This window comes from Paraburkholderia sp. A3BS-1L (assembly GCF_051125215.1).
In the GTDB taxonomy this organism is placed as follows: Bacteria; Pseudomonadota; Gammaproteobacteria; order Burkholderiales; family Burkholderiaceae; genus Paraburkholderia.
The window spans coordinates 443,843-460,409 of record NZ_CP120444.1; the positions used below are offsets into that span (position 1 = coordinate 443,843).

At 63.7% G+C, this 16,567-nt stretch carries 12 protein-coding genes and 1 pseudogene; 1 reads left to right on the plus strand and 12 read right to left on the minus strand.

Translation table 11 applies throughout. From position 1 onward, the window contains the following. Positions 1–73 precede the first annotated feature (73 nt). Entirely contained in the window at positions 74–1,357 is a 1,284-nt protein-coding gene (locus P5W99_RS27150; RefSeq protein WP_434665247.1) for a c-type cytochrome, read from the plus strand. A gap of 282 nt (positions 1,358–1,639) precedes the next feature. On the opposite strand, the gene acs is transcribed toward P5W99_RS27150, so the two are convergent. From acs to P5W99_RS27210, 12 genes and pseudogenes are all read right to left on the minus strand, one after another. Further along, positions 1,640–3,622 (minus strand): acetate--CoA ligase, encoded by a 1,983-nt coding sequence (gene acs, locus P5W99_RS27155; protein ID WP_434665250.1) that lies wholly within the window; start codon positions 3,620–3,622, stop codon positions 1,640–1,642. A 145-nt stretch (positions 3,623–3,767) separates the two neighbouring features. Continuing rightward, positions 3,768–5,294 carry an aldehyde dehydrogenase family protein gene (locus tag P5W99_RS27160; RefSeq protein WP_421046602.1) on the minus strand — a complete coding sequence of 509 codons (1,527 nt, stop codon included), beginning with the start codon at positions 5,292–5,294 and terminating at the stop codon, positions 3,768–3,770. A gap of 322 nt (positions 5,295–5,616) precedes the next feature. Further along, positions 5,617–6,741 (minus strand): porin, encoded by a 1,125-nt coding sequence (locus P5W99_RS27165; RefSeq protein ID WP_421027876.1) that lies wholly within the window; start codon positions 6,739–6,741, stop codon positions 5,617–5,619. Between the two features lie 201 nt (positions 6,742–6,942). After that, positions 6,943–7,287 (minus strand): hypothetical protein, encoded by a 345-nt coding sequence (locus tag P5W99_RS27170; RefSeq protein ID WP_421027877.1) that lies wholly within the window; start codon positions 7,285–7,287, stop codon positions 6,943–6,945. A gap of 76 nt (positions 7,288–7,363) precedes the next feature. Continuing rightward, entirely contained in the window at positions 7,364–9,610 is a 2,247-nt protein-coding gene (locus P5W99_RS27175; RefSeq protein WP_421027878.1) for a heavy metal translocating P-type ATPase, read from the minus strand. A gap of 4 nt (positions 9,611–9,614) precedes the next feature. Beyond that, the gene (locus P5W99_RS27180; protein ID WP_421027879.1) at positions 9,615–10,202 is read right to left on the minus strand and encodes a c-type cytochrome; all 588 of its coding nucleotides are present in this window, start codon (positions 10,200–10,202) and stop codon (positions 9,615–9,617) included. After that, complete coding sequence (locus P5W99_RS27185) at positions 10,199–10,795, minus strand: cbb3-type cytochrome c oxidase subunit II (protein ID WP_421027880.1); 597 nt, start codon at positions 10,793–10,795, stop codon at positions 10,199–10,201. Before P5W99_RS27185 ends, P5W99_RS27180 begins: the two co-directional genes overlap by 4 nt. Further along, positions 10,792–12,459: a cbb3-type cytochrome c oxidase subunit I gene (locus P5W99_RS27190; RefSeq protein WP_421027881.1), complete on the minus strand. Its 1,668-nt coding sequence runs from the start codon at positions 12,457–12,459 to the stop codon at positions 10,792–10,794. The genes P5W99_RS27185 and P5W99_RS27190 overlap by 4 nt, the downstream gene beginning before the upstream one ends. Positions 12,460–12,529: 70 nt before the next feature. Continuing rightward, positions 12,530–12,844, minus strand: coding sequence for a high-potential iron-sulfur protein (locus P5W99_RS27195; RefSeq protein ID WP_421027882.1), 315 nt, complete (start codon positions 12,842–12,844; stop codon positions 12,530–12,532). A gap of 52 nt (positions 12,845–12,896) precedes the next feature. After that, a complete protein-coding gene (locus P5W99_RS27200; protein WP_421027883.1) occupies positions 12,897–14,624 on the minus strand; it encodes a methanol/ethanol family PQQ-dependent dehydrogenase in 1,728 nt (575 codons plus the stop codon). Positions 14,625–14,970: 346 nt separating this feature from the next. Beyond that, positions 14,971–15,198 (minus strand): annotated as a pseudogene (locus P5W99_RS27205) (glycogen/starch/alpha-glucan phosphorylase); the annotation flags it as partial. A gap of 202 nt (positions 15,199–15,400) precedes the next feature. Further along, positions 15,401–16,516: a porin gene (locus P5W99_RS27210; RefSeq protein ID WP_434665258.1), complete on the minus strand. Its 1,116-nt coding sequence runs from the start codon at positions 16,514–16,516 to the stop codon at positions 15,401–15,403. Between the last annotated feature and the right edge of the window lie 51 nt (positions 16,517–16,567).

A 16,567-nucleotide genomic window follows, 5' to 3' on the forward strand; every position in this document is an offset into this window, starting at 1 on the left:
TATCTGCCGCTTTGCGCGCCCGCACGCAGCCAATGCGGGCGCGCGGTTTCCGCCATCACTGGAACGCAACACCATGAACATTCGACTCACTCACATTGCGCTCGCCGCCGCGCTCGCCGCCGGCGCTGCGCAGTCTCCCGCGCAGGCCGCATCCAGCGTGCGCGTGTGCACATTGCCCGGCAGTCCGTCGGCCGAACTGGACACGTCCGTTGCGCGCGCGGTGCTGGACGCCGCTGGCATTACCGCGACATTTAGCAAGCGCGGTATCGACGACGACGGTGGCGACGACGGCATCTCCGCTCATGAGCTCGCACAATCGCTGCAGCGCGATTGCGATGTGATCGCGGGCTTTCCGCGTTCCAGCGTCGCCGACGGCGACGGCTCGCGCCTGCTTTTCTCGCAGGGCTATTTACGGTCTGGCTACGTGAGCGTCACCCTGCACGGCGCACATGCCGCAAACACCAGCGTCGAACCAGGTGGCGGCAAGGTCACCATTGCCGCCACGTGGTCGAGTCCGTCGCAATTGATCGCGGTCCAGCAGAAGAACGCACGCTTCGATCTCGAGAACACCTCCGAGCTGACCGTCGATGCGCTCGCCAAGGGCCGTGCACAGCGCGCGATCGTCTGGTATCCGGCCGTGGTCGAGTACCGGCATGCGCACCCGCAGCAGCAGTTCGACGTTGCTGTCGCCGAGTCGCCCTATGCCGACTGGAATCTCGTGTTCGCATCGGGGCCCGGCACGCAGTCGCTGCAAAAGCGCATCGACAGCGCGCTCACGCGCATGCGCAACGACGGCCGGCTCGCCGCGCTGACGCGCAACTGGACGCTACCCGGCAACAAGGCGACTGGAGCCACCACCGCCGCCGGGTCCACCACGCAGGCGAGCGTCACGCGCATCTCAGCGCGCTATCTCATCGGCGCGACTCGCACGTTGCCCCGCGCAGATGTGTGGCAAGTGCGCGGCGTGCCGGCGGGCGGGGGCTTCATCAAGGTCGCTGCAACAACGGGCGGCGCGGCGCCATCGTTCGATCACGACCAGGTCACGCAGGGCGAACATCTCTATGCGGATTCCTGCGCGAAATGCCACGGCGCCAAGCTCGAAGGGATCACGGCGCCGGCGCTGAGCGGCCCTGCATTTGCGCCCGCAGCCAACTCGCATTTGACGATCGGCGGCATCTATCAGTACATGTCGACCAACATGCCCGCCGATCACCCCGGCAAGATGAGCGACGAGGATTACGCCGACTTGATGGCCTTCCTCCTCTACACGAACGGGTATGAGTCCGGTGGCACGAAGCTGACCGCACAGGCCGCGCAAACCTCGACAACGCCGCTCAATGCCGGGCCGCGCCACTAACACGGCGCTTCGCGACGAAGGGTGCCGGCTTCGCTGGAGCGCGGCATCCTCTCGAATTGGCATCGGAAGGCCAATTCTCGCTGCTTGCCATCGGCTCGCTCGACAACGGCGATCTCCCTGGAAGCGAAATTGCGGCGCGCCCGATCACCGGGCGACGCCGCAAGCAAGTCGATCAACGGAGAACACGTAGCCGCGTACTACGAGCCCACGCGGCAGCATGTTGGCAAGCGTTACGTCATCCTCATCATTCATGCGATTAGCGACGGCTGCCCGCTATCTGATTCAAAGCGCCTCGCCAAGCTGATCGAGAATCGCCGGGTTTTCCAGCGTGGAGACGTCCTGGGTGATCGCCTCGCCCTTCGCGAGCGAGCGCAAGAGGCGCCGCATGATCTTGCCCGAGCGCGTCTTCGGCAGGTTCTCGCCGAAGCGGATGTCCTTCGGTTTCGCGATCGGCCCGATCTCCTTGCCCACCCACGCGCGCAGTTCTGCGGCGAGCTTCACCGCATCGTCGCCGTGCGGGCGCGCGGCCTTGAGCACCACGAACGCCACCACGGCTTCGCCGGTCGTGTCGTCGGGGCGCCCCACCACGGCGGCTTCGGCCACCAGCGGGTTCGCCACCAGCGCCGACTCGATCTCCATCGTGCCCAGGCGGTGGCCCGAGACGTTCAGCACGTCGTCGATGCGGCCCATGATCGTGAAGTAGCCGGTTTCCTTGTCGCGCACGCTGCCGTCGCCCGCGAGGTACAGCTTGCCGCCGAGTTCCTCGGGGAAGTAGCCCGACCTGTAGCGCTCAGGCTGCCCCCACACGTTGCGGATCATCGCGGGCCACGGGCGCTTCACCACGAGAATGCCGCCCTGCCCGTTGGGCACGTCCTGGCCCGTTTCGTCGACGATCGCCGCCATGATGCCCGGCAGCGGCAGCGTGCACGAGCCCGGCACGAGCGGCGTCGCGCCCGGCAGCGGCGTGATCATGTGGCCACCGGTTTCGGTCTGCCACCACGTGTCGACGATCGGGCAGCGCTTGCCGCCCACGTTCTCGTAGTACCACATCCATGCTTCGGGGTTGATCGGCTCTCCCACCGTGCCGAGGATGCGCAGCGATGTGAGGTCATAGCTCTTCGGGTGCACCTTCGCATCGGCTTCCGCGGACTTGATCAGCGAGCGGATGGCCGTGGGCGCGGTGTAGAACACGGTGACCTTGTGCTTCTGGATCATCTCCCAGAAGCGGCCCGCGTTCGGGTACGTGGGGATGCCCTCGAACATGACCTGCGTCGCGCCGATCGTGAGCGGCCCGTAGGCGATATAGCTGTGGCCCGTGACCCAGCCGATGTCGGCCGTGCACCAGAACACGTCCGCGGGCTTCGAGTCGAAGGTCCACTTCATGGTCTGCGCGGCCCACAGCAGATAGCCGCCCGTGCTGTGCTGCACGCCCTTGGGCTTGCCGGTCGAGCCCGAGGTGTAGAGGATGAAGAGCGGGTGCTCCGCGCTCACCGGCACCGGCGGGCAGGTGTCGCTCCCGGCAGCCGAAAGCTCGTGCATCCAGTGGTCGCGGCCTTCGGTCCAGCCGACCTTGCCGCCCGTGCGCTGGTAGACGATCACGCTCTGCACGGCTTCGCAGCCGCCCATGGCGATGGCTTCGTCGGCGATGTTCTTCAGCGGCAGCGCCTTGCCGCCGCGCATCTGCTCGTCGGCGGTGATGAGCGCGACCGCGCCCACGTCCACCATGCGTTCGTTGAGCGACTTCGACGAGAAGCCGCCGAACACCACCGAGTGCGTCGCGCCGATGCGTGCGCAGGCCTGCATCGCCACCACGCCTTCAACCGACATCGGCATGTAGATGACCACGCGGTCGCCCTGCTTCACGCCGCGTTTTTTCAAGGCGTTGGCGAAGCGCGAGACGCGCGAGAGCAGGTCCTGGTAGGTCACGTTGGTGACGGTGCCGTCGTCGGCTTCGAAGATGATCGCGACGCGCTCGCCGTTGCCCGCTTCCACGTGGCGGTCGAGGCTGTTGTACGAGGCGTTGAGCTCGCCGTCTTCGAACCAGGTGTAGAACGGCGCCTTCGACTCGTCGAGCACCTTCGTGAAGGGCTTTTGCCACGTCAGCGTTTCGCGCGCGAGACGCGCCCAGAAACCCTCGTAATCGCCTTCGGCTTCGGCGCACAAGGCCTTGTATGCGTCCATGCCGGACACCGTAGCGTCCGCCACCGTTTGCGCGGACGGCGCAAACACGCGATGTTCCTGAAGAACCGATTCAATTGCAGACATGTCCATTCCATATTGTGTATCCGGTCACATTGGGTGACGCCTGCTTCGGGCGAACGTACCTGAATTCGGCCGCTGAAAGCCGCCGGATTGCTACATCGCGGCGGTCATTCAGGGCAGGTGCTCATCCAGGCGCCACGCTATGCGCTCAGAAGAAGCCGAGCGCCTCGGGCTGGTAACTCACCAGTACGCACTTGGTCTGTTGATAATTCGACAACGCCATCTTGTGGGTTTCCCGGCCGATGCCCGACTGTTTGTAGCCACCGAACGCCGCGTGCGCGGGATACAGGTGGTAGCAATTGGTCCAAACACGTCCGGCCTCGATCTCGCGGCCCATTCTGTATGCGCGCGTGCCGTCGCGGGTCCATACTCCGGCGCCAAGGCCATAGTAGGTGTCGTTCGCGATCTCGATGGCTTCCTGTTCATCCTTGAAAGTCATGACCGAAGCTACCGGCCCGAAAATCTCTTCCTGAAACACGCGCATCTTGTTGTGGCCGAACAGCATGGTCGGTTTCACATAGAAGCCATTGCCAAGCTCGGCGCCAGGGGCCGCGCGTTCGCCGCCAGTCAGACATTGCGCGCCTTCGCCTCGCCCGATGTCGATATACGACATGATTTTGTCGAGTTGCTGTTGCGACGCCTGTGCGCCGATCATGGTGTCGAGGTCCAGCGGATGCCCGATCTTGATGCGTTCGACCCGGGCAATCGCCTTCTCGATGAAACGCTCGTAAATCGATTCCTGAATCAGCACGCGGGACGGGCACGTGCAAACTTCACCCTGATTCAGGGCAAACATGGCGAGCCCCTCGAGCGCCTTGTCGAGAAACACGTCGTCATGGTCAAGCACGTCGGCAAAGAAGATGTTCGGGCTCTTGCCGCCCAATTCGACCGTCGAAGGGATCAGATTGTCCGCTGCTGCATGAAGGATGCGCTTGCCGACGGGCGTCGAGCCCGTGAACGCGATCTTCGCGATGCGGTTGCTGGTTGCCAGCGCTTCACCCGCTTCCTTGCCAAAGCCGTTGACGATGTTGATCACCCCCGCAGGGAACAGATCGCCGATCAACTCGATCAGTACGAGCACGGAAGCCGGCGTCTGCTCGGCGGGCTTCATCACGACGCAGCAGCCCGCCGCGAGTGCAGGCGCGAGCTTCCATGCCGCCATCAGCAGCGGAAAATTCCAGGGAATGATCTGGCCGACAACACCCAGGGGCTCGTGAAAATGATAGGCGACCGTGTTGTCGTCGATCTCGGAGATGCCGCCCTCCTGCGCCCGGATGCAGCCCGCGAAATAGCGGAAATGATCGATGGCAAGCGGTAGATCCGCGAGCGTCGTTTCGCGCAGTGGCTTGCCGTTGTCGATGGTCTCGGCGACAGCGAGCAGCCTGAGATTCTTTTCCATCCGGTCCGCCGCCGCGAGTAGCAGATTCGCCCGCTCGGTCACGGACGTCTTGCCCCATTTGCGGCGCGCCGCATGTGCGGCGTCGATGGCGAGATCCACATCCGCACCGCGCGAGCGGGGCACGTTACAGAACGGCTGCCCATTGATCGGCGACACGTTCTCGAAATACTCGCCATCGAGCGGCGCCACCCACTTGCCGCCAATATAATTTTCGTACTGCTTGCGATATGGATACTCGATATCAACGCCCAGCTGTTTCAGATCAAACGGGTTCATCTTGCGTCTCCTGCTCAGTATGTGAGGTTCAAAGCGTGCTAATGGCACTCCGCCTTATCTGCAAAGTACGTGCCATGCGGACATGGAGCGCGCGGGCGCCGTCCTGCGGCATGAAATTCGCAGGCATGCGTGCACGCGTGTTGCTATTTGGATCATCGGGTGTCACAAACTGCGGTCCTGTTGCAGAACGGCACAACAGAATCAAGTGCGTTGTGAGTCTCCAGGTATCTGTGCCTGCGCGGGAAAAGCGCAGTGCGCCGGCCCGGCCCCGGAATGGGCAGCACTGGCGCCTGAACGCCGCACGCCAGTGCTGCTGTATCGATCAGAAGTGGTGCGCGATGCCGACGTTGACCAGCACGGTCTTCTCGCCCGGGGCGGTGCCACCGGCGACGATCGACGTCTTGAGGCTTTCGAGTGGATCGGCAGCACCGACCGCACCGGCATCGACGTACGCCACCTGTGCATACACAACGGTGCGCTTCGACAACGCGTAATCGTCGCTCAGCACCAGCGAACGCGTCGTGCTGTTGTGGCTGGCGCGATAGGTGTTGTAGTAAGCGGCCAGTTCAGCCGTATTCGCTGCGCTCCACTGGTAGCTGATGCCCGGACTGATCGAGCTCACGTGCGAGATGTCCGGGCCATAGATGGAGCGGTCGATCACGTCGAAATAGTTGAGCTTGCCGGTTACCGGGCCAAACGATTTGGCCACGCCCACGCTCCACAGACGGCTCACGTTCTCGCCGGTCACGGAATCGGCAACCTGCTGATAAGCAGCGGACGCCGTGAACGGCCCCGTATAGGTCGCACCCAGCGAGATCTCACTGCCCCTGTGCAGGCTGCCCGCCACTCCGCCGAACGACCACGCGGCGCCAAGCCAGACGGGGCCGAGCGTGTTCGCGTACTGCAGCGCATTGCCGATGAAGACGCCAACGTCATTACCGGGGTTGGTGCCCGCGCCCAGCGCGTTGCCGGGTGCCGCGAGCTGGTTATAGGCCCAGGTGTACAGGTTCGACAGGTTCTCCGCGAATGCGCGCGGCTCGGTCGTGATGGCGGCCAGAATCGACGGGCTGTACATCCGGCCCAACGTGAGCGAGCCATATGGCGTGGTCAGCCCGACGTTGGCCTGACGCCGGAAGATTTCCGACTGATAACCGGGTCCCATCATCAAGGCGCCATTATTGCTGGCGAAGTGGGATTCCAGGTCGAAGGTCGCGGCCATGCCGCCGCCCAGATCTTCGTTACCCTTCAAGCCCCAGACGCTCGGATCAATGCCGCCCGTTGCGAGCTGGACCTGCGAACCCTGCCCCGTCGCCGCACGATTCTGATAAAGCAAACCCGCATCGATGGTGCCGTAGAGCGTTACCGAAGATTGCGCCGCTGCGGCGCTCGCCATCGTTGCAAGTGCCACAGCCAGCGTAATGCGTCGATAGTGTCGGATATGCATCATGTCTCCTTGATTTTCTGATTGAATCAAGCCTGATCGGCTTCTCTTCTTTTTAACTGCGAACCGCGCCATCGAATTGGCGCGCGCGAGGGGATTTCAACGATCGAGCCGGTTGTCAATATTTCATTCGCGCTCCATTTATTTCGTATAACTAATCAAGTAAATGCCTGAATCGCCTGATGCCAGAGCCTCGTCATCAGAGGCTCATCGAAGATCCGCTTTCGCCCGCCCGCCGTGCCAATGGGATAGCGCCGCGACGAACCCCAGCCACAACACGCCCGCCCACCTGACCGAAGCAAACCCGACAAACGCGCCGAAAAGCAGCAGCACCCAGCCGGGCAGACTGGCGAGTGCGGCGGCGTATTGGCGTGTACGCCGCGTCTCGTGCCATGCCAGCGTCAGCACGACAGCCGCTGCGCCCAGGGTTGCGGCGAACCAGACCGGGTTGTATCGCGTTGCCGCGAACCAGCTCGCGCCGAATAGCCCCGCGTAGGTGGTCCAGCAGATCGCGCATTTCGGCGCCACGATCTGCAGTGCGAGAACTGTCAACCGCAGAGCGCGCGATACGACCCGGGACGTCGGGAGGCATGCGTCCAACGCCGCTGAACGGCAGGCGCATCGAGCGTCACGGCCAGGCATGGCATGACCTGGCAATATCGTCCATCGCGGCATCTCGCGAGCTGCCCGTGCGCAGCAGGCGTGCCGAGTTGAACGTGACCGACAGCGAGCTCGCGACCATCAACGCCGCTGCCATGGCCGCGGAGACGTGCCCGGTCAGTGCAAGAGGAATCGCCAGCAGGTTGTATGCGGCCGCGGCGACCAGGTTCTGCTTCATGGTGCGCGCGGTATGCCGTGCGAGCAGCAGTGCGTGATCGAGCCGCGCAATTCCGCCCCCCGTCAGCACGATCGCCGCCGAGGCCACCGACGACGCCGTAGCGCCCTCCACCGCCACCCCGAGATCAGCCGCGGCAAGCGCTGGCGCATCGTTGAGACCGTCGCCGACGAACATCACGCAGGCGCCAGCAGCCTGGGCAGCGTGGATGCGGCGCGCCTTCTCTTCGGGCGAGTGGCCGGCAAAGACATCGATTTCCGCAATACGCACCTTGCGGGCGATGTCCCGGGCGACATCGTCGGCGTCGCCGCTCAGCATCGCAACGGTGAGGCCGGACATGCGCAGACGCGTCACGGCATCGCGGACACCGGGTCGTGGCATGTCGGAAAAGGCCAGTGCACCCAGCCACCGATCCCCGCGCGCCACATGCGCCAGCGTGTGCGGCACGGACTTGAACGGCACGGCAACGCTGTTTTCAGCCAGCCATGCGGCCTGCCCCACGCGCAGGCAGACGCCATCCGCGCCCAGCCATTCGACGCCGGAACCCGGCACCGCCCGGCAGGTCCCGATGGCGCGATCGAGCACCTCGAGACGGGCCGCCGACACGAGCGAACGAATCGATTTCGCCAGCGGATGTTCGCTGCCACGCTCGGCCAGCGCTGCCATTTCAATCAGGAAATCGCGATCGATACCTGGCGCAAGGCACAAGTTCACAAGCCTGGGCCGGCCCTCGGTCAGCGTCCCCGTCTTGTCCAGATAGACGTGTGAGATTTGCCCGGCCTTTTCCAGCGCTTCGACGTCGCGAAACAGGATGCCTTCCCGCGCGGCTCGCCCGACACCCGCCGACAACGCCAATGGCACCGCCATGCCCAGCGCGCACGGACAGGTGATCACCAGCACCGCCACCGCACGCTCGAGCGCCGTCGGCCACGCCATCCCGCGGTACAGGCCCAGCATGCAGGCACCCACGGCCAGCATGCTGATCGCCGGCACCAGACGTCGCGTGAACCGTTCGGCGAGTGTCTGCGAGGCGGTCTTGCGCGCCAGCATGCGACGCACTTCGCGCGCGATCCGGTCCACCCGACGCGCCCCCCATGCGCCATGTACCAGCACGATCAGTTCGCCCTCGCCGTTGAGCGTCCCGGCCTCCACCGCGTCGCCGCAGCCGGCTTTCGCGGGCTGCGTTTCGCCGGTCAGCAGCGAGCGATCGAGCAGCGACGTGCCACGCACAACGATGCCGTCGAGTGGAATACGCTCGCCGGGCCGGATCCGGATGGCGTTGCCCGGCGCGACCCGCTTGGCAAGCATCACCGTCTCTGAACCATCCGCGTTGACGACGCAAACGTGCTCTGGCGGCAGATCGAGCAGGACTCGCACGGCATCCGCGGAGCGGGCCCGCACCGATATTTCGATCAGGCGACCCGCGAGCAGGAAGGTCACGATGGTAGCCGCCGAATCAAAATACACGGCCGAGTTACCGCTCGCGAGACGCCACAGCGACAAGGCGAAGGCCCCCAGCGCGCCAAGCGACACCAGCAGGTCCATGCCCGGCGCGCCAGCACGCAGGGTGCGCCAGCCCGCGCGAAAGAACGGCCGCGCGCACCAGCCGATGATCGGCAGACACATCACGCCTGCAAACAACGCGAAGTCATATTGCGCCGCAGGCGACAGTGTGCCGTCGGGAGATAGATAAAGCGTCCATTGCGCGACCATCACCCACATGTCGAAGAACACCGCCACGGCCAGACGCAAGCCCAGATCCCGCCTGATCCTCGCGAAGTGCGCGCGGCGGTCGTGGCCGGCGCCCTCTGCGGCGCAGGCGTAACCGAGCTTATCGGCGGCAGAAAGGATCGAATCGAGTGTGGTCACATGGGGATCCCACTGCAACTGGGCAGACTCCGAGGCGAAACTGACCGTGGCATCGAGCACGCCCGGTTGACGCTTCATTACGCGCTCCAGGGCGTTGGCACAGCTCGTGCACCACATGCCTCGCACGTCGAGTGTGATGCAGTCGAGAGTCGATGCGGCGCTCATGGACATATCGCTATTGCGCCGACTTCAGCTCGGCGTCGCCCTTCCACGGCGTAGCGCGATGGCCCAGGCGATCGCGTTCGGCCTTGACGAGCACAGCGTCGAGCGCAGGCGCATGATTGCCGAAGCGCGAGCGCACGTAGCTGCCGACTGCGGCGATTTCCGCATCCGACAACGTCCCGCCAAACGTCGGCATGGTGCCATTGAAACTCGCCCCCTTGACCGACAGCGCGCCCTCGATGCCGAGCAGCAGGATATCGGCAAGCTTGTGGGCGTCGCCATTTACCCACTCCGATTCGGCCAACGGCGGGAACATGCCCGGCAGACCGCTGCCCGTTGCCTGGTGACACGCGGCGCAGCGGCTCGAGAAGATCTGCGCGCCGTCTGGCCCTGGCGCTGCCGCAGCACCCGGTTGGACCGCCGTGCTGGCCGCGGCACCCTGCTCGGGCCAATACATTTCCAGCCAGAAATAGCTGGCACCCCACACTGTGAGCGACAGGACGGTGATCCACAGCAGCCAGGGCACGGGATGAGTGCGCTCACCGGGCTCCGCATGTTCGCGCAGATCAATCAAGGAGTCGTGTTGGAAACGGCGGTTCATTGCATGGCTCCAGCTTCGGAAGCGGAAATCGGATAGGTGTGGTTCAGCGAAATCAGGTAGGCCGCCAGATCGAGCGCCTCCTGCGTGGCGACGAGCTGGCCGTGCGCCGGCGCATACCGCGGCGGCAGGCTGATCACCTTTTCGCCGGGCGCGGCCTGCGTGACGTGCCGGAACAGAAACGGATACGACGGCATCACGCTGCCCGGCGACACCGCTCGCGGCTGATACAGGTGGACAAGATTCCAGTCGAGGCTGGGCTGGCGCACGCCGATATTGAACAGATCGGGGCCGGTGCGCGCCACGCCAAGCTGATGCGGGTCGTCATAGGCATAGTCGGCCGGCACCGAAGGGCGGCCCCAGCCGCGCAGCGCATCGGGACCGAAACTGGCCGCGCGCGGTTGCTGCGTATGGCAGTAGACGCAGCCCATCGAGATATAAGTGGCGCGGCCCCGCAACTGGGTCATCGTGTAAGGTGCGAGCGCTTGCGGTGCCCCCACGGTCCGCAGTTCCCGGTACGGCAAGGCCACCAGCAGGAGCGTGGCAAGCGCCAGCATGATCAGTGCGCCGATGAAAATGGTCAGCAGGCGGTTCATGCCCGCACCCCCAGCGAGCCCGCTTGCTCGACACCGCTGTGATCTGTCCGGTACACGCTGCGGCCCACTACCATCGCAACGAAATGACCGGCGAAGATCACATGGCCGAGCGTCATCAGCGCGCCGCCAACCGTGCGCGCCAGCAGCCAGGGTTCGAGCAGTGTCACCGATTCGATGAACGGGCGCGAGGCATCGAGCAGCGCGACGCCCTGCAGCACGCCGCCAATCGTCAGCGCTACGAAATAAATCGCGAAGCCGACGCAGACCAGCCAAAAATGCGCCGCGATCAGGCGCGGGTAGGGCCACGCACGTTCGAGCACGCGCGGCATGATGAAATAGATCGAACCGAACATGATCATGGAAAAGAAGCCATAGACCCCAAGGTGCGCATGCGCAACCTTGTATTGCGTGAAATGGACCAGCCGGTTGAAGAACGGTACGGCCTCGAGCGAACCCTGCAGGGAAACCAGCGTGTAGAGCATCGCGCCGAGCACCACGAAACGCAGCGTCGGCGAATGGCGCAGCGCGGCGAAGCGCCCCACCACCGTCATATGCTGGTTCACACCCACGGCCAGCACCGGCACGATCATCATCACGCTCTGCACCACCGACACGCTCACCAGCCAGCCTGGCACCGGCCCGCCAATCAGGTGGTGGATGCCGGCCTGACTGTAGAACATCGCGAGCGCCCAGAAGCCGACCAGCGAGAGGCTATACGAATAGATCGGACGCCCAAGCACCTTGGCGATGAAGTAGTAGGCCGATGCGAGACCGATCGGCGTGAGCCAGAGGCCAAGCACGTTGTGTGCATACCACCAGTTGACGATCGCCTGCTCTACGCCGGAATGAACGTGCGGGACCTTCGCGACCACATAGAGGATCGGGAACCAAAGCAGCGCCGCGCTCGCATACCAGACCGATACGTACAGATGATCGACGGTGCGACGGCGCAGCGTGCACAACAGCGGCACCGCGCAGAGCGCGCCACCTGCCGCAAACAGGATGCCAATCTGCCAGGGGATCTCGAGCCATTGCTGGCCGTCGGTCCAGCCGCACAGGATCGCCGAGACGCCACCTGCCACCGCGCCATTCCAGACCAGCGAGCCGAGCGTGGCGAAGCGCGCGCCGGCCAGTTCGGTGCCGAGCAGGCGCGGCAGCATCCACAGCACGACGCCAAGACCGGCCATCGAGGCCCAGCCATAGGCGACCATGTTCAGATGCGCAGTGCGGATCCGGCCGAACGTGAGCCAGGCGCTCTGCGTGAGGAAGTCGGGTGACGTCAGCTTCTGTGAGGCGATCAGGCCGGCCAGCGAGCCCAGCACGAGCCAGACGATGGAGGACGTCAGGAAGGCGAAGGCGGGCCAGCGGCTCGAACGGTCCTGCTTCAGACGCGCTTCGCAAGCATCGGGCGCGAGGGCGAATTGCGCGGTGCCGGCGTGGGCTGCACCCTCGGCGGCGCGCTCGATGGCCTGCAAGGCCGCGAGCTGCGCCTGCGGTGCGGCGGGGTCTTCGACGAAGCCGACCTCATGCGCAGCGAAGATCACCTCTGCCGCTGCGGGGCCTGCGCGCATGAGCCCCTTGCTCTGGGCCCAGATGAACAGGAACAGGCCGAGCATGGAGATCAGGAATGAAAGCGCCAGAAGTGCGCCGATAGTCAATGTCATGCGGAGAATGCCGGATTCAGGAACGGGAGGTGCCGGGCGAGCCGGCACCGGGCGGACTCAGGTGTGCTGCTCAGGCGCGCTTTGCATAAACGTTGCACCAGCCGTCCGCGGAAACGGCCTTACCCGGGAACATCGGGCACGGCCCTGAGGGCTCGTTCGCCGCGCCAGTGTAGAACCGGCAGTTCGCACACTTCTGGCCCGCCTGATACTTGGGAAAGTGTGCAGCGTCGACTGTGCTGGCCTTGGCGCGATAGCCAAGGCCCTTGGCTGCCGGGTCGTTCTCGTCGACGGGCGGCGCACCCGCCTGTGCGCGTTGCGCCACGGCGAGCGCCGCGCACAGGCCCACGGTGTGGATCATGAAAGTTCTGCGTGCTTGGGAGACCATGATGTAGTGCTCGTTATGAAGATGAATTCGTGAGAGGCCGCACAGGCCTGAATCAGTCCTGCGCCAATGCGAATACGTAGAGCGTGCCGCCGCGCGGAACATCCTTGGCGACGTCGGCCATCGGTCCGCCCCAGATCGGATTGGCGCCGCCGTAGCCTGCCAGTACTGCTACGTATTCCTTACCGTCAACCTCGAAGACTGATGGCTGCGCGATGATGCCGCTCGCCAACTGCGGGCTGGTCCAAAGGATCTTGCCGGTAGCGGTGTCGAACGCATACAGGTGGCCGTCGAGCGAACCACTGAAAGCCAGACCGCTTGACGTGGTGGCCACGCCGCCATTCCAGGGCATCCTGGTCCAGTGACTCCAGAGCTTCTTGCCGGTATTCACGTCGATTGCCTGCAGTTCACCGTAACCCTCGCTGCCCGGTTCCGGCTTGATCTCGAAGCCTTCGCCGAGATACGGCAGGCCCTCCATGTAGCTTACCGATTTGCCCGACAGGCTCATGCAGGCGTGCAGGGTCGGCACCACGGCGATATGACGGCTCGGGTCATACGACACTGACCACCAGTTCTTGCCGCCCAGAAAACTCGGGCAGGTTTCGATAGTCGTACCGGCCTTCGGATACTTGCTCGCGTCGGCGATCGGTTGACCATCCTTCGTGTAGCCGGTGACGGATTCCGTCTTGACGAAGGCCTTGGCATAGATCAGCTTGCCGGTCGTGCGATCGATCGCGTGGAAGAAGCCATTGCGGTCGGCGTGCACGATCGCGTCGTAGTGTTTGCCCTGATAGGTGATCTTCGCGAGGATCGGCGTGTTGACGCCGTCGTAGTCCCACGTGTCGTTACGCGTGAACTGGTAGTGCCACTTGATCGAACCATTCGACGGGTTGAGCGCGAGCAGCGAATCGGAGTACAGATTGTCGCCGGGACGCAGTGCGGCCAGCCACGGGCCGGGGTTGCCCACGCCCCAGTACAGCGTGTTCGAGGAGACGTCGTAGGTGCCGGTCAGCCAGGCCGCGCCGCCACCATGATCCTGCATGCCTTCGGGCCAGGTTTCGCTGCCCTTCTCTCCCTTGCCCGGAATCGTATTGCGCTTCCATTGGATCGAACCATCCTCGGGGTTCAGCGCCGCGATATAGCCGCGAATGCCGTACTCGCCCCCCGATGTGCCGACCACGATCGAGCCATTCAGCGCGAGCGGCGCGAGCGAAAACGCGTAGCCGAGACCAGGCTCGAACATCTGCTTCTTCCAGACCAGATTGCCGGTCTGCGCGTCGATCGCGGCCACTTCGCCGCTGAGCATCGCGACATAGACGTTCTTTCCATACAGCGCGACGCCGCGGTTGACCACATCGCAACAGGCCGTCTTGAACGACTCCGGTCCGAGCTTCGGCTCGAACTTCCAAAACTGCTCGCCAGTTTTCGCGTTGAAAGCGTAGACGTTGTCCTTTGGCGTGCTAACAAATAGATAATCGCCGTTGACGATCGGGGTTGCTTCGAAGCCCTGTTTCAGGTCGTCAGGGAATTTGTAGGCCCACGCCTGCTTCAGATTTGCTACGTTCGACGCAGTTATCTGCTTTAGAGGCGAATGCGATTGACCGTCATAGGTGCGGTAATAAGTCAGCCAGCCCGGATCGCCCTGCGCGCTGGACAGCCTGCCGAAGGTGACGGGCGGATAGTCGGCGGCCGCGCGCGCCATGCCGCCACTGAGCATGGCCACTGCGGCAAGCCCTATCCCCCATGATCTCATTCGGAATGCCGACGCTACACGTTCTCTCATCATTGTCTCCATGTGAATTTGCATGACCGCTCGATAAACGCAGGAACACCTCACGCCCGGAAGGGCTGTGGCCTGGTACCGCAGCTACAAAGCAAACCACATGCCAACATGTCGATATCCTTGCTGGACAAGGGTTTGGGACATTTTTGTCAGCACCTCGCGCATGCAACAGTCAACACGAAATTTGTTGCGTTTCGCCACAACCGGGCAACGGACATGTCACCAGCCAGGACAGCGAACGATACGGACCGAACACGGCCTGCAGGGTTCGTCAGACAGGCATCGACAACGATTTTTATAGAGGAATGCTGAGTGATTGGCGGCGCCGCCGGGAACCTGTTCGCGCAGCGCGGCTTATGGCAGGATGCGTATCGTTCAGTTGCGTGGTGAACATGAGGGCGAAACGCGAAACGGGCTCGTCATTCGGGTACGGCACCCAGCACGGTGTTTCGGAGATCACCTTGTCCTGTACGGCCTGGTAGTAGTCGCCGGCGTTGAAATCCTGCAGGTCGAAGGACTCGATAGCTTCGCTCTTCCACAGGCGCAGCGTGTTGCACGTATCGACGCGAAAGCCGGGTTGTCGGCTCGAACTTCCTGAGGGTTAGAGAGCAGCAGATTTCGACCGTGTATCACGCTTCCATGAGCGGACTGGCAGCCATGCGCGTCCATCTTCTGTGGGCTGAGCAGCACGAGTTTCGCGAGCAACAGCGGGATCGCCACGTTCAGGCTGCTCCACCGCCCCCCGCACACACGGCGGGCGGTGCTCATCCAACTGGTCAGAACCTCGTCTGGATCCCGACCCGCCCCACAAACTGATAATTGCTGCTGGACGGGCCGAACGTGCCGTCGATGGCCGCGGTCGCCCCGGCGTTGGCGATCTGATACGACGTCTCGGCATAGACCGTCGTGCGCTTCGACAAACTGTACTGAGCCACGGCATTGATTTGATGCGCGTGATTGTTGTCGACGCCCGCGTTGCCCCACATGTACATGTAGTTCGCCCCCAGCCCGAATGCCGGTGTTACGCGATACGTGCCGCCCGCCTCGACCATGTTGACGGCCGCACCATTTTGTGTGTTGCGCGTATTGGTATAGAGCAGAGTCAACAGCGCGCCGCCGATCGAGTAGCGCGCGCCCGCCCCCCAGTTGCGGATACTCCCGCCTTCGAGCACCGCGTACTTGACATTCGTATAGGCGGCCCCCACGGCGAGCGCCCCCCTCGCATAGCTCACGCCGTAACTCGACGCGCTGTTCTGACTGAAATTGCCAGCAGTCCCGCCGAACGCGTACATACCGCCGAACTTGAGTCCGCTAAAGTTCGCCGACGTGTATTTCACCGAATTCGACAACGCTTCGGCGCCGTTCATATGATCGAAGTTATAGGCTTCGTTTGGCGGCGAATCCGGCAGATTCAGGCCGGAGAACGGACCGTCACGGAAGTTGTACAGGCCGCCCACGTATAGCGCCGAATCCGCACCGACGTCTGCGAGCAAGGTATCGACCATGAAGTCCTGCTGGCGACCCATTGTCAGGCTGCCGTAACGGTCGCTCGCGAGGCCAGTCCATGCTTCGCGGGCAAAGAGACCGCCGCTCGTCATCGAGCTGTTGCTGGGCGAGGCGATGATCGAGCCGTTGCCGAGCGAGAACTGGTTGACGAGACGGAACTTTGCCTTGAGGCCGCCGCCCAGATCCTCTGTCCCCTCCATTCCGAAGATGTTCGGCACCGCAATGCCATCCGCCATCTGCCAGTTCGATTTACCACCCTGATTGCTGATATACGACACGCCGGCGTCCAGCAAGCCGAAGATCGTGACGCTGCTTTGCGCGTGGGCGACCGGTGCTGCAAGGCCAATCAGCGCAGCGAGCGCGCATTTCCCGTACTTCCTCCCCATCGACAATCTCCAATTTTCATCAATGATTCGTCATGCTTAGTACCAGCCCGG

What these genes read in the sequence shown, in the direction of transcription:
- P5W99_RS27185 (WP_421027880.1), bottom strand. Translation starts at nt 10,795, where the DNA reads ATGAACCGCCTGCTGACCATTTTCATCGGCGCACTGATCATGCTGGCG.
- P5W99_RS27150 (WP_434665247.1), top strand. Translation starts at nt 74, where the DNA reads ATGAACATTCGACTCACTCACATTGCGCTCGCCGCCGCGCTCGCCGCC.
- P5W99_RS27180 (WP_421027879.1), bottom strand. Translation starts at nt 10,202, where the DNA reads ATGAACCGCCGTTTCCAACACGACTCCTTGATTGATCTGCGCGAACAT.
- P5W99_RS27175 (WP_421027878.1), bottom strand. Translation starts at nt 9,610, where the DNA reads ATGTCCATGAGCGCCGCATCGACTCTCGACTGCATCACACTCGACGTG.
- acs (WP_434665250.1), bottom strand. Translation starts at nt 3,622, where the DNA reads ATGTCTGCAATTGAATCGGTTCTTCAGGAACATCGCGTGTTTGCGCCG.
- P5W99_RS27210 (WP_434665258.1), bottom strand. Translation starts at nt 16,516, where the DNA reads ATGGGGAGGAAGTACGGGAAATGCGCGCTCGCTGCGCTGATTGGCCTT.
- P5W99_RS27190 (WP_421027881.1), bottom strand. Translation starts at nt 12,459, where the DNA reads ATGACATTGACTATCGGCGCACTTCTGGCGCTTTCATTCCTGATCTCC.
- P5W99_RS27160 (WP_421046602.1), bottom strand. Translation starts at nt 5,294, where the DNA reads ATGAACCCGTTTGATCTGAAACAGCTGGGCGTTGATATCGAGTATCCA.
- P5W99_RS27195 (WP_421027882.1), bottom strand. Translation starts at nt 12,844, where the DNA reads ATGGTCTCCCAAGCACGCAGAACTTTCATGATCCACACCGTGGGCCTG.
- P5W99_RS27165 (WP_421027876.1), bottom strand. Translation starts at nt 6,741, where the DNA reads ATGATGCATATCCGACACTATCGACGCATTACGCTGGCTGTGGCACTT.
- P5W99_RS27200 (WP_421027883.1), bottom strand. Translation starts at nt 14,624, where the DNA reads ATGAGAGAACGTGTAGCGTCGGCATTCCGAATGAGATCATGGGGGATA.